This window comes from Streptomyces sp. NPDC005574 (genome assembly GCF_040605435.1).
In the GTDB taxonomy this organism is placed as follows: Bacteria; Actinomycetota; Actinomycetes; order Streptomycetales; family Streptomycetaceae; genus Streptomyces.
Window position 1 is genome coordinate 167,627 of record NZ_JBEXCW010000004.1, and the last position, 13,375, is coordinate 181,001.

Here is a 13,375-nt window from a genome sequence, read left to right on the forward strand (position 1 = left end):
GCGACCTTTCCTCGAACGACTGTGCCTTGTAAGTTCGCGTGCGCACACGGTTGTTGGCGAGGTGCACGTGACGGGGGTTGCGTATGACGGGGTACCGGCCGCGGGACTGGCACGTTCTGGATCTGGACAGGGATCCGACGCCGGGCGACCCGGAACGGGTGCGTTCACTGGCCGGGCAGTTGCACGACTTCGCCGACGACGTCGCGGACGCGCTGCGGATCGTCAAGGGGATGGCGGAGGAGGACGCGGCCCTCGAGTGGGCGGGCAAGTCCGCCGCCGTGTTCAAGGATCAGTTCTCGGGCGTCCCGAAGAACCTCAAGAAGCTGAAGAAGTCCTACGACCTGTGCGGCGATGCGCTGGCGGCGTACTGGCCGAAGCTGGAGCGGGCCCAGGCGCTGGCCGACAAGGCCCTGGTCAAGGCCCGCGAGGCGCAGAGCGACCTGTCCTCAGCGCAGTCGAGGCTGTCGTCCGCCGACTCCTGGGTCACCCGCGCCACCAAGGAGGCGGACAAGTACAAGGACGATCCCACCGGCAGCAAGTCCGCCGCCGAGAAGCCGGACGAAGCGAAGGTCCGCGCGGCCACCAGAGACGCGCAGCAGGCCAAGTCCGCACACTCCAAGGCCCAGTCCGACGTCAGCAACGCGCAGGACGCGCTCGACGCGGCGAAGAAGATGGCCGAGGACGCCCGCAGGATGCGTGAGGACGCGGCGCGGGAAGCCAAGTCGAAGATCGACGAGGCCTCGGACGCCGGCATTCAGAACCGGTCGTGGTGGGAGGAGGTTGGGGACTGGTTCGAGGACAACTGGGACACCATCGTCACGGTGTGCAAGGTCGTCGTCGCCGTCCTGGGCATCGTCGCGATGATCATCGGCGGCCCGATCCTCGGTGCGATCGTGCTGATCGCCGCACTCGTCGTGCTCGCGGACACGCTCTATAAGTATTCCAAGGGCCAAGCCTCGCTCTGGGACGTGGGTCTGGCGGCGCTGGACTGCATCCCGGGCATGAAGGGGCTGACCACGCTCGGTGGGCTCGCCAAGGGGCTCAAGGGCGGCCTGGCCGCGATGAAGGGGCTCCGGGGCGGCCTGAAAGGCATGAGCCTGGCGGTGCGCGGCCTGGGCAAGAGCGCCCGTGGCATGCTCGCGAACAGCGCGACGGGTGCCTTCAACCGGCTGACGAGCGTGGTCCGACGAGGCGGCAGCGACCCGGTCGACATGGCCACGGGCAAGATGTTCCTTCCGCAGACCGACGTGGAACTCCCCGGGCTGCTGCCGCTGGCCTTCGAACGGCGGGTGGAGTCGGGATACGCGACGGGCTGGTGGTTCGGTCCGTCCTGGTCCTCCACCGTGGACCAACGGCTGGAGATCGACGCCGAGGGTGTCGTGTTCGTCACCGAGGACGGGCTGGTACTCGCCTATCCGCACCCGGACGTCTCGGGTTCGCCGGTTTTGCCGGAAGTCGGCCCCCGCTGGCCTCTGTCCCGGCGGGAGACCGGCGACTACATCGTGACCGACCCCGTCACCGGGCACACCCGCCGCTTCGCGGAACACTCCGACGGACTGGCCCTGCTGGAACGCGTATCCGACCGCAACGGCCACACCACCGACTTCCACTACGACGATTCCGGTGCCCCCACGGACATCCGGCACTCGGGCGGCTACCACCTGAAGCTCACCGCCGAGGACGGCCGTATCACTGCACTCGCCCTGGCCGGGGCGGGAGAGGACGGCTCGGACGTCACGGTCAAGCGGTACGGCTACACCGACGGCAACCTCACCGAGGTCGTCAACTCCTCTGGTCTCGCGCTTCGTTTCGCATACGACGAGCGACTGCGCGTCACCTCGTGGACCGACACGAACGACAGTTGTTACGAGTACGCCTACGACGCCCTTGACCGCTGTACCGCCGAGGGTGGCGAAGCCGGCCACATCGCCATCACCCTCGACTACGACGGCAGCGACCCCGCATGGCCCGACTGCCGCGTCACCACCCTCACCACCGCCGAGGGTGCGACAAGCCGATTCGTGGTCAACGGCCACAGCCAGGTGGTCGCGGAGATCGACGGCATCGGCGGCATCACACGTACCGAGTACGACCAGCACCATCACATCCTGTCCCGGACGGACGCCCTCGGACACACGACCCGGTTCACCAACGACCCGACAGGGCGGCCCCTGCGAGTCACCCGTCCCGACGGCCGGACGAGCAGCTGCACATACGACGGTCTGGGTCGCCCCACGATCGTCACGTCGGCCGACGGGTCCAGCCGGCGGCGCGAGTACGACGAGCGCGGCAACTGCACCGCCCTCACCGACGCGGCAGGCGCCACGACCCGGTACACGTATGACGACGCCGGCCGGCTGACGTCCGTGACCGACGCACTCGGGGCGACCACGCTGGTGCGCTGCACCGCCACCGGCCTGGTCGCAGAGATCACCGACCCGCTCGGCAACCGACAGACCGCCCGGCACGACGCGTTCGGCCGGGTCAGCCTGATCACGGATCCTCTGGGAGCGCGGACCCGCCGCTGGTGGACCGTGGAGGGCCGGCTCGCTCGCGAACTCGGGCCGGACGGTGCGGAACAGACGTGGGACTACGACGGGGAGGGCAACTGCATCCGCCACACGGATGCGGGTGGCGCTTCCTCCGACTACGAGTACACCCATTTCGACCTGCTGGCCGCACGGACCGGGCCCGACGGAGCGCGGTACGAGTTCGAGCACGACCCCTCGCTACGGCTGACCAAGGTCACCGCCCCACAGGGCCTGACGTGGGAGTACGAGTACGATCCCGCCGGCCGGCTCGTCGCCGAGACCGACTTCGACGGCCGCCGCGTGACGTACGGGCGCGATGCGGTGGGTCGCCTGGTGGCACGAACGAATCCGCTGGGGCAGTCGGTCTCCTACGCGTACGACGCTCTGGGCCGGCTGTCCTCCAAGAACGTGGACGGCTCGGTCACCACGTACGAGTACGACACCGGCGGCAGGATCCTTCGGGCCGCGAGCCCGGGCTGCGAGATGGTCTGGGACCGCGACGCCATGGGAAGGCCGCTCGCCGAGACGGTGAACGGCCGTACGCTGTCGTTCGGTTACGACGCGACGGGTCGGCGCACCGCGCGGACGACGCCCATGGGTGCCCGCGCTGTCCACGGCTACGACGCGGCGGGCCGCGCGACCTCGCTGACCACCTCCGGCCGCGTCCTGGCATTCTCCTACGACGCCGCCGGTCGTGAGATCTCCCGCATGATCGGCGACTCCCTCGGTCTCGTCCAGGGCTGGGACTCGGCGGGGCGGCTGGTCGATCAGATCGTCACGGCGTCCCAGGACGTCGTCCAGCGCCGCTCGTACGCCTTCCGTCCGGACAGCCACCTCGTCGGCATCGACGACCCCGTCGGTGGTGAGATCGGTCTCGGACTGGACGACGCCGGCCGAGTGACGGACGTCCGTGCCCGGAACTGGGCCGAGTCGTACGCCTACGACGCGGCGGGCAACCAGAGCCGGGCAGCCTGGCCGGAACGGCATGCCGGTCAGGAAGCGCAGGGTCACCGTGCGTACACCGGGAGCCGCCTGACCCGCGCCGGCTCCGTTCGTTTCGAGTACGACGACGAGGGGCGCGTCGTTGTGCGCCGCAAGACCCGCCTGTCACGCACGCCTGACGTCTGGCGATACGAATGGGACGCCGAGGACCGCCTCACCGCGGTGAGCACCCCGGACGGAACCCTGTGGCGCTACCGCTACGACCCCTTCGGCCGCCGTACAGCCAAGCAGCGCATGGCTGCCGACGGCACGACGGTCGTGGAGGAAACCCACTTCACCTGGGACGGCCCCAACCTCACCGAGCAGACGACGACCGCCCCTGACCATCCGCATCCGGTGACGCTCACCTGGGACCACGACGGCCTGTTCCCCGTGGCCCAGACCGAACGCCTCACCCATCGGGCCACCCAGGAGGAGATCGACTCCCGCTTCTTCGCGATCGTCACCGATCTCGTCGGCACTCCCACCGAACTTCTCGACGAGACCGGGAACATCGCCTGGCGTTCACGCCGAACCCTGTGGGGAATCACCACATGGCAGGCCGACAACACGGCCTACACACCACTCCGGTTTCCCGGTCAGTACCACGACCCCGAAACCGGACTCCACTACAACTACCACCGCTACTACGACCCCGAGACGGGCCGCTATTCGTCCGTCGACCCACTCGGGCTGGAACCGGCTCCGAATCCCTATGCGTACACGTCGAACCCGTTCCGGCAGATCGACCCGTTCGGGCTTTCTCCGTATACGGTTTTGTACCATGGCTCAATGGACTGGCAGGGGCCGCGGTTCGGTCTGGACCTCTCCGCGGCGGGACAGCGGGCGGGTACGCCGCAGGCGGGCGTCTATCTGACGGACGAGTTCACCAGGGCCGCGACCGCGTACGGCCGCGGTGGCCACGTCGTGCGCGTTCAGGTCCCAGAGGAATTTGCCAATTCCGTCCGCCAGATGGGAGGCCCGAATGGAAATCAGCCCGAATTCTTCGTCAACACTCCCGAAGGACTGGAAATCCTGAACAATGGAATCACCAACGTCCTGCCCACCCAAGAGGCGATCACACAACACTTCATGGGTCTGTTCTGATTGATGCGAGGTCTCTTTAAATGACGGAACAGTACGCCCCCATCTCCGAAACGGGTCTCGGGTACGACGTGTTCGCTCCGCTGTGGGGAATCCTGGAGCTGGGCGCCGTGACGGCCTCCGGAGCGAGGTCTCTGCGCGATGTCTCGCTCGAGGCCTTCGTGGCCGCGCGGCGGGACGAGTTGGACAGCCTCCTCGAACTCGTCCGCGACATCGGTGACTTCACCGGCGAGACGATGGCTGTCTTCGAGCGGCAGGGAGGCTGGAACGAGGGTCGCGAGGTGACAGCCGAGTACCTGATGTTGTACTCGGGATGCATCGAGGCCTATCCACCCGACACCGACGACCCCGCCGTGCTGCGGCGCATGCTGCACATGGCCGGCGACCTCCAGTTGACCACTCTCATGCATGCTCTGGTCGGCACCGCCACAGTGAGAGGGCCCGGTCTGCAAGCGGCACCGGGACTCATCGTCACCGTCGTGCGCATGGCCGGTTCGCTGCTGGGCGTCGACGACGAGCGGGTGGTGTCGGACGTCTTCCGGATGTGGCGCGTCACGTTCCTGCCGGATCTCCTGCGTCCCGACGCACCCGCGCGGGAGGGCGCCAAGGAGAGTTTCAGGCGGTACGCCCACGCGCTGGAGGATGTGATCGACCGGGACGACCGATCACTCTGACGGGCGCCGCCGGACCCGGCGGCGAGTACGCCGCCGGGTCCGGCGGACAGTCCGCGGTCGGGCCGGTCGAGAAGGGCACGTCAGCTCGACGAGAACCGGAACGTCGACGTGATCGCGTCGAAGATGTCGAAGAAGGAGTCCGCCAGGTCCAGCACCTGGCTGCTGCCCGCCACCAGCGCGACCTTGCCCTCCTGACCCGGCACCGGGATGAACGTCTGCATCAGCACGGCCCGGATCGTGCGCTTCAGCGCGTCGTCAGGTACCTCGATGTCCTCGATGCCGTACGTCCGCGCCACCGTGCCCACGCCCGGGATGTCGACGGTCGTCACCTTGCGCCAGGCGTCGCCCTCCTTCTTCGCCTCCCGGGTCGCGAGGCCGGCCGCCATCGTGGCCGGGTCCGTCGACAGCGGCGCACCGTCCCGCGTGCGGCCACCGACGAGGGACACCGTCACGGAGCCGGTGATCGGGGTGTCACCGCCGAAGCTCTCCGCCATGCAACCGCAGTACAGCGCACCGGACTTCCACGCGTCCGCGGCGGCCTTCCGCAGGAACGCCGTGTAGGTGTCGCGGTACTGGGCGAGCTCCGGCCGCTGCCGTACCCGTTCGTTCACCATCCGCCGGATCGAGTCGTCCCGCGACTCCGGCCGCACGTCGAACTCCCACCACGACTCGGGCACGTTGATCCGGAAACCGCCGCGCTCGACGGTGAGTGTCTCCATGTAGCGGGCCATGTCGTCCGTCCACCCCGTTCAACGGTTGCCGCCGGCACGATCGTTGTACCGTTCCGGTCAGACTACGAGGCCCGGCTGGGGGACAGAAAATGGGCAACGGCAAGAGCGACCTCGCACTCCCACTGAGCGAGCTGGAGACGTACGGCGGCCGGCTGCGTGACCTCAAGACCCGTCTGAACCACACCAAGAAGCTGTTCAAGTCCTACGAGGACGACATCGGCGACGGCAGCGTCAACCACGCTCTCGACGCGTTCGAGTCCCACTGGGAGGACGGGCGCGAGGACATCGGCCAGCAGCTCGACGCGCTGGCCGACATGTCCGACGCGGTCGTGCGCGAGTTCAAGAAGCTCGACCTGGACCTGGAGAAGAAGGTCAGGGACGGGGTGCGGACGGAGGAGACGGGGGGCGGCGGCAAGGGCGACAGCGGCGGCACGTGAGCCGTACCGTCAGCCCACCTCGTTCTCCGCCACCGCCCGCCCGTGCACGACCACGTCACCGCCGTAGAACATGCCGACGAACACCGGCGAGTACGTCAACTGGACCTCCACGGTGACCTGCTGGGCGTCCGCCGTCACGCAGTGGGTCGCCGCCGTGTCCGGGCCGTTCATGTCCATCTCGCGGGCGAACGCCTTCACGCGGGCGTCGCAGTCCTGGAAGTTGATCGGCGCGGCGCCACCCTGGTTGCCGTAGAGGGCTTCCTTGTCGATGTCCTGGGCCGCGTAACGGGCCGCCTGCTCCGCGATGTCCGCCGCGCGTTCCCGCTTGGAGATGGACATTCCGCCGTCGATGACGAACGCGGAGAGGGAGAGGAAGACGAGGGCGAAGATGATGACGGCGCCGGCCCCGGAGCCGCGGTCGTCCAGCTCCGACCGACGCGCGTCCCACCAGGACCGGCACACTCCTACGAGGTCGCTCACGCCGTCCTCCGGAAGGGGTCCAGCGGTGAGCTGAAGCTGGCCTTCAGCGTCGTCGGGACGTCCAGGCCCAGCATGGCCAGGCCGCGCACCTGACAGCTCACCTCGACGGTGAAGATGGTGTCGGGTTCGAAGCCCGCGCTCGTCTGCGTCACCGACACCGGGCCCGAGCAGACGTCGGCGAGGTCGGCCTCGGCCGCCTTGCGCGCCTCGGCCAGAGCCGTCCCGTGGTCCTTCTGGATCGAGCCCGCTCGCGCCGCGTCCCGGGCGGCCCCGTCCAACGCGCCCCGGCCGTCGACGAGTTGCCCGAAAGCCACCAGCACCAGGATGAACATGATCATGACGGGGGCGAGGATCACCACCTCGACCGTGGACAGGCCGCGGTCGTCCACCGGCAGGCGGCGGCGCGGGGCGGAGACGTTCATGCCTAGTTCTCCCCCTCCCGCACGAACCGCTCCACCGGGCCCGAGGACCGCGCGTGCACCGTCAGGTCGAGTCCCGGGAACACCGTCGGGATCCTGGCCGTGATCTCCACGCCCACCGTGTTCGGCTCCGGCTGGAGCATCGTCACGTCCGGGGAGAGGACCAGCTGGGGGCCGAGCTGGCTGATGTAGCTGTCCACCACGGTGCGGGCCTCGCCCCGCCAGCCGCCCGGCTGGTCGTGGGCGGTCGCGCGGGCCTTGCGGGCGCCCGCCTGGGCAGCTGCCTGGGCCACGTGGTCGGCGAAGAAGTACAGCGCGAACTGGACCGTCGCGAAGATCATGAAGAACAGGACCGGGGTGAGGAAGACGAACTCGATCGCCGTCATCCCGGAGTCGCCGCGGGTGGCGGCGGCCTCACGCGCGGCCCCCGCCCTGCGGCGCATCCATCTGCCTGCTCCCACGAACAACCCCGTGATCCCGTCGCCCCGTCGCCCTGTCCCCTCCGATCAGCAGGTGCCGCTCGCGTTCGCGCCCTTGATGCAGTCGCCGACCTTGTTGGCGCCGTCACTCAGGGCGGTGTTGATGATCGCGGCGACCACACCGACGATCGCCACGACGACCGCGGAGATGATGACCCACTCGACCGCGGACGCGCCGCGGTCCAGTTCGCCGGAGCGGGCGCGCTGCACACGGCCCTGCAGGAAGGTGACCAGGAAGTCCACGGCGGGAATGCCCGTGCGGACGGTTCGTTCGGTTGTGGGTGCCATGGGAGTTGTCCTCTCAGGTCGGCTGGCTGTCTGGCGGTGGATACGGGAACTAGGACGAAGGGACCGAGCCGAGCGGTTCACACCTGGAACACCCGCATCGCCGCCGGGAAGATCAGGAACACCAGGAAGCCCGCACAGAGCAGCAGTTGGGCCACGAGCATCGACTGCGACTTCTCACCCGCGCTGCCCTCGATCTCGGCGAGTTCGCGGTGCCGCATGGTCTCGGCCCGGGAGGCCAGGGACTCACGGACCTTGGCGCCGTCGTCGGCGACCAGGGCAAGGGAGGCGGAGAGGTCCTTGAGTTCCTCGACACCGAGCTCCTCACCCAGCGCGCCGAGTGCCTGCCACTGGCTGATGCCGGTGATCCGGGCGTCGGCGAGCGCGCTGCGGATACGGTGCGTGGCCCAGCCGTCGGAGATCTCGGCCGCCGCCATCAGCGCCTCAGGCAGGCCCCGGCCGCCCGCCAGGCTCATGGACACGAGGTCGAGGTACGCGCCGATCACGCGCCGCAGGTCGCGCCGCTTGGCGGCGGCGTCCCGCCGTACCTCCAGATCGGGCAGGAAGAAGAACACGGCCGCGAACAGCAGCGCCAGCCACACGGGGATGACCGGACTGTGGCCCATGCCGAGCGTCAGGACCACCGCGAACAGCAACGGCCCGAAGAACAGACCCGCCGCCGCCAGCAGGACCTTGGTCGCGAGGAACTTCTCCCAACTGCGGTCCAGTACGGCCAGGTCCGCGCGCAGCGAGCGCTGCTCCCAGCCCTGCTGGAAGTAGAACTCGGCGATGCGCCGCCCGACTTCGGCGCGCACCGAGCCGAGGCGGCCCGCGTCCTGCGTCGTCCGGGCCGACTCGTACGCCGCCCCCCGCGCCCGCATCGCGTCGATCCGCGCGACCTGCGCGACGGCGCTGCGCCGGGACGGCATGAGGGCGCGGACGAGGACGTAGACGCCCAGGCCCAGGATCGCGCCGATCACGACCGGCATCGTGAGGTTCACCGGCGTACACCTTCCTCCGACTGGAACGGCGGCGCCTGACCGGGGCCCGTGCCGGGACCGGGCTGGCCCTGGCCGGTCGGGGCGGGCATCCGGGGCCGTACGAACTGCACCGAGGCGTCGTCCCGCACCAGGAAGCGTTCGGGGGTCTCGATGGTGGACAGCTTGCGCAGCCACCAGAAGCCGAGGGCGAACAGGCCGCAGACGATGGCCAGGACGAGCTGGCCGACCGCGGTGCCGTAGGGCTTGACGAAGTCGCGGTTGAAGACGGACAGGCCCAGGACGAAGGCGATCGAGACCGCCACCACGATCTGCACCGACCGGCGGGTGGAGGACCGTTGTGCCATCACGCGCTGGCGCATGTCGACCTCCTCACGCGCGGACTTGGCGAGCGCGCCGAGCACCTGGCGCAGACCGGGGCCCCGGAGGCGGGCGTTGAGGATGAGTGCCGCGACGATGATGTCCGCGGAGGCGTCGTCGATCTCGTCGGCGAGGATCTGGAGCGCGTCGGGCAGCGGGGTGCGGGAGCGCAACCGGTCGACGAGCGCGTCGAGATGGGGCCGCAGCACCGGCGCCGCCGCACGCGCCGAGGCGGGGATGGCCTGTTCCAGGCCGACCGCGCCGGCGATGGTGTCGCGCAGGGACTCCGTCCAGGAGGCGAGGGCCTCCACCCGGCGCATGGCGGCCCGTTCCTCCGCGGCGCCGCCGAAGAGGCGGTCCCAGAAGAAGACGAGGACGCCGGCCGCGACGCCGGCCACCGCCCAGCGGGTCAGCAGCAGGACGGCGATGCCGACGAGGGCCGCGAGGGAGCCGCGCCGGCCGGCGAACCGGATCAGCTCGTTCGCCCGCTCGCTGGCCCGGTGCTTCTCGTGTTCGGGCTTGGCGGGCAGGCCGCGGACGGCGACCACGAACAGCCCGATCCCGCCGCCGACGGCGACACCGCAGCCGATCGAGTACAGCACGGTGGCCGAGAACAGGCCGCCCATGGTGCCGAGCGTACCGAGAGCCGAGTACGTCATGCTCACCCCCAGGTTCCGTGCGGCTGGTAACCGTGCGCGATCAGGTCCTCCAGGCAGGCGATGGGCGCGTGCGGCACGATCCGGCCGTCCGGCGCCTGGGCGAACACCTCGCTGGACAGCACGCGGCCGTCCACGCCGTTGACCTCGCGGACGGACGTGACCATGCGTTGCAGCCGGCCGCCGGTGTGGAAGTCGTTGCGCCGCTGGATGAACACCACGAAGTTCACCGCGCCCGCGATCAGCATCTGGCTCGCCTCGATGGGCAGTCGCTCGGACGCCTGGAGGGCGTACGTCGAGATGCGGTTGAAGACCTCGTGGGAGCTGTTGGCGTGGATCGTGGACAGCGAGCCGTCGTTGCCCTGCGACATCGCGTTGAGCATCGTCACGATCTCGTCGCCGAGGACCTCACCGACGATGACGCGCGAGGGGTTCATACGCAGGGAACGGCGCACCAGTTCGGCCATCGCGATGGCGCCCTGACCCTCGGAGTTGGGCAGCCGTTCCTCGAACGCCACGACGTTCGGGTGGAGTTCGGGGAACTGGTCGAGGCCGAGCTCCAGCGCACGCTCCACGGTGATGAGCCGTTCGTGCGGCGGGATCTCGTTGGCGAGGGCCCGCAGCAGCGTCGTCTTGCCCGCGTTGGTCGCCCCCGCGATCATGATGTTCTTGCGGGCGCGGACCGCGCAGGCCATGAAATGGGCGACTTCGGGGGTCACCGTGCCGTTTCCGACGAGGTCGGAGACGAACACCTTGCCCATGCGGGCGCGGCGGATGGACAGCGCCGGGCGCCGCGCCACGTCCATGACGGCCGACAACCGCGACCCGTCCGGCAGCCGCAGGTCGAGCTGCGGGTTGGCGGAGTCGAACGGACGGGAGGACAGACCCGAGTAGGCGCCGAGCACCTGGATCAGCTCGATGAGTTCCTCGTCGGTCTCCGCGACGGGGTCACCCTTCACCTCGCGCCCGTCGGCGTATCCGACGAACACCTGGTCGCAGCCGTTGATGTCGATGTTCTCGACCTCGGCGTCGTCGAGGAGCGGCTGGAGCCTGCCGACCCCGAACAGGGCCGCGTGCACGGCGGCCGCGTACTGCTCCTCGGTCTCGGCGTCCAGCGGCGTACGGCCCGCGTTGATCTCGGCGCGTGCGTAGTCCTCCAGGATCTGGGCTATGACCGCGCGGGCGTAGTGCCGTTCGTCCTCGCTGGACATCGGTGTGACGCCGGATGCCTGGTCGAGGCGGCGCTGCTCGGCGATCCGGTCACCGGCGTCCTGCCGGAACCGCTTGACCAGTTGGTGGTCGACAGCGGTCATCGCCCGGCCCCCGCACGGCCGTGGACCTGGCCCTGCTGCGGTACGGCCCAGGCGGCGCCGTACTGCTGGTAGAGGTCCGCGGTGACCTTGCGGGCCGAGCGGATGAGCAGGGACTTGTCGAGCCGGCCGCGCTTACGGCCGGCCAACTGCTCGGCGCCGGACGGGTCGTCGGCGATGGTGCCGACGACCCGGGCACCGGTCTGGGCGTGCACGAGCATGTCGTTGACCTGGTTGACCAGCTTGCCCGCCTCGCCGGGATCGGCGACGAGCACGACACCGATGACCGGGTTCGACAGGCTCGCGGCACCGCGCGGCCCGCCGTGCAGCTTGGTGGACAGGGCGGCGGCCCGGTCACGGACGCGGGCGATGGCCTCCGGCTCGGTGCGCGCCAGAAGCAGCACCAGCGCGGCATGCGGGAACAGTTCGACCGCCGGGGTGTCCCCACTGATACGGCCGCAGTCGGCGATGACGTCGGCGGGCGCGTTCGGCGAGTCGGCGAGGGAGGCGAAGGCGTGGCCGAGGGTCGGCCACAGCCCTGCGAGACCTGCCGCCTGCTCGGCGCTCCCGAGCCCGACGAGGACCTCGAGGCCACCGCTCAACGGCTGTACGTGGTCCCACAGTTGGTCCGGCACGAGACCGCGCCGGGCGGTAGCCGCGATCGACAGCATGCCGGTGTTCGGGTTCAGCGGACCGCCGTGCGCGGCGGCGCTGCGGTACACGAGGTCACCACCGGCCGGGTCGGTCTCCGCCAGCAGCACCCGCCGCGGCCAGACCGCCGCGAGAGCGACGGCCGCGGTGGTGACGCCGGGGGAACCCTTGTCGGCGGCTAGAGCGATGAGGGCCATGGGGTCGGCGCCGCCTTCAGTTGCCGGGGATGAGAACGATGGCCACTTCGCCGTTCGAAGCAGCCTGCGCCAGCCCGGCGGCTTCGTCGTTGTCGACGATCAGCGTGATCGGCAGGTTCGTGCTGCTGACCAGTTCGTCGCTGCCCTTGTCGGAGTTCACGAAACGGACGGTCGCCCGGTCGGCCAGCACACTGTTGCCGCCCGTCGAGGAACCGCTCTCGCCGGAGCCGGAGCCGGAGCCGCTGTCACTGCCGACGCGGTAGGCGGCCACGACGTCACCGACCTTGAGACCGGTCGGGTACTGGCCCTCCTTGAGGGCGAGGCCGACGGTCGCCTTCCCGCTTTCGAGCCTGGCCTCGTTGCCGAACATCTCTCCCACGGCGACGACTCCGGCCGGAATGGCGCTCTGCGCCTTGAGCCTCTTCAGCGTGTCCAACTGCTCCCACAACACGTAGTGGATGCCGCTGTCCTCGGCGACCAGGACGGACGTCGTGTTGCTGGAGTTCACCGAGCCGCCCGCGGGGATCGGCTTCGTGATCTTCACGACCTCGATCCGGTCGCCGGCCTGCAGCACGAGCATCGTCGCCCCGAGCGCGCCCAGCAGGATCAACAGCACCGCGAGCGCCGCCAACGCGGGTTTGCGCTCGCGAGGCGGAGTGGGAAGCCGGTCACCGACCGACGGCTGAACCGGAGCGGTGGAACGACCGGCGCCCGCCCCCGTACGCTCTTGGATCCTCACGCAACCGCTCCCCGTACACCCAAGAAAATGTCTGCCAGATTCCCTGCAAATGCAGACACTTCACCCCCGACCGCCCCTCTGGGACGTGCTGGACTTACCACCCGACCTGGCCGAATAGCCATCGCAGAGGTGAGTGTCAAGCCATGGCACCGTATCAGCCGCACATAAGCCCCTCAAGGCGCGTCCGACGTCATCCCGCTCACTCTGCGCCTCGTTACCCCTCTGCAACTGAACAGGCCCGCAACCCCGTTGAATACCGCACGACAACGGCCGACGCGCTGTGCGGTAGCGAATCCACCACCGTCCCACCGACGGGCAGCGGGTGGGGGGTTCGTCACGCGGC

13 protein-coding genes are annotated in these 13,375 nt (G+C 69.5%); 3 read left to right on the plus strand and 10 right to left on the minus strand.

Going from position 1 to position 13,375, the window contains the following annotated elements; translation table 11 throughout:
• Positions 1–83: 83 nt before the first annotated feature.
• Together ABZT03_RS04875 and ABZT03_RS04880 are read left to right on the plus strand one after the other, a co-directional pair.
• The gene (locus ABZT03_RS04875) at positions 84–4,619 is read left to right on the plus strand and encodes a DUF6531 domain-containing protein (protein WP_356033522.1); all 4,536 of its coding nucleotides are present in this window, start codon (positions 84–86) and stop codon (positions 4,617–4,619) included.
• Positions 4,620–4,639: 20 nt separating this feature from the next.
• Positions 4,640–5,290: a hypothetical protein gene (locus ABZT03_RS04880; protein ID WP_356033525.1), complete on the plus strand. Its 651-nt coding sequence runs from the start codon at positions 4,640–4,642 to the stop codon at positions 5,288–5,290.
• A gap of 80 nt (positions 5,291–5,370) precedes the next feature.
• On the opposite strand, the gene ABZT03_RS04885 is transcribed toward ABZT03_RS04880, so the two are convergent.
• Positions 5,371–6,021 (minus strand): hypothetical protein, encoded by a 651-nt coding sequence (locus ABZT03_RS04885; protein WP_356033527.1) that lies wholly within the window; start codon positions 6,019–6,021, stop codon positions 5,371–5,373.
• A gap of 89 nt (positions 6,022–6,110) precedes the next feature.
• Here ABZT03_RS04885 and ABZT03_RS04890 point away from each other — a divergent pair, with 89 nt between their 5' ends.
• Complete coding sequence (locus ABZT03_RS04890) at positions 6,111–6,458, plus strand: hypothetical protein (protein ID WP_356033529.1); 348 nt, start codon at positions 6,111–6,113, stop codon at positions 6,456–6,458.
• Between the two features lie 9 nt (positions 6,459–6,467).
• Here the strand turns inward: ABZT03_RS04890 and ABZT03_RS04895 are convergent, their stop codons facing one another.
• From ABZT03_RS04895 to ABZT03_RS04935, 9 genes are all read right to left on the minus strand, one after another.
• Positions 6,468–6,938, minus strand: a complete 471-nt coding sequence (locus tag ABZT03_RS04895) for a pilus assembly protein TadG-related protein (protein WP_356033532.1) — start codon at positions 6,936–6,938, stop codon at positions 6,468–6,470.
• Positions 6,935–7,360, minus strand: a complete 426-nt coding sequence (locus ABZT03_RS04900) for a TadE/TadG family type IV pilus assembly protein (RefSeq protein ID WP_356033535.1) — start codon at positions 7,358–7,360, stop codon at positions 6,935–6,937. The genes ABZT03_RS04895 and ABZT03_RS04900 overlap by 4 nt, the downstream gene beginning before the upstream one ends.
• A 2-nt stretch (positions 7,361–7,362) precedes the next feature.
• Entirely contained in the window at positions 7,363–7,800 is a 438-nt protein-coding gene (locus ABZT03_RS04905; RefSeq protein ID WP_356033670.1) for a TadE family protein, read from the minus strand.
• A gap of 63 nt (positions 7,801–7,863) precedes the next feature.
• Positions 7,864–8,124: a hypothetical protein gene (locus ABZT03_RS04910; RefSeq protein WP_356033537.1), complete on the minus strand. Its 261-nt coding sequence runs from the start codon at positions 8,122–8,124 to the stop codon at positions 7,864–7,866.
• 77 nt (positions 8,125–8,201) lie between these two features.
• Positions 8,202–9,122 (minus strand): type II secretion system F family protein, encoded by a 921-nt coding sequence (locus ABZT03_RS04915; protein WP_356033540.1) that lies wholly within the window; start codon positions 9,120–9,122, stop codon positions 8,202–8,204.
• Positions 9,119–10,138: a type II secretion system F family protein gene (locus ABZT03_RS04920; protein WP_356033672.1), complete on the minus strand. Its 1,020-nt coding sequence runs from the start codon at positions 10,136–10,138 to the stop codon at positions 9,119–9,121. Before ABZT03_RS04920 ends, ABZT03_RS04915 begins: the two co-directional genes overlap by 4 nt.
• 2 nt (positions 10,139–10,140) lie before the next feature.
• Positions 10,141–11,448: an ATPase, T2SS/T4P/T4SS family gene (locus ABZT03_RS04925; protein ID WP_356033543.1), complete on the minus strand. Its 1,308-nt coding sequence runs from the start codon at positions 11,446–11,448 to the stop codon at positions 10,141–10,143.
• A complete protein-coding gene (locus ABZT03_RS04930) occupies positions 11,445–12,293 on the minus strand; it encodes a hypothetical protein (protein ID WP_356033546.1) in 849 nt (282 codons plus the stop codon). The genes ABZT03_RS04925 and ABZT03_RS04930 overlap by 4 nt, the downstream gene beginning before the upstream one ends.
• Before the next feature lie 16 nt (positions 12,294–12,309).
• A complete protein-coding gene (locus tag ABZT03_RS04935; protein ID WP_356033548.1) occupies positions 12,310–13,032 on the minus strand; it encodes a hypothetical protein in 723 nt (240 codons plus the stop codon).
• Between the last annotated feature and the right edge of the window lie 343 nt (positions 13,033–13,375).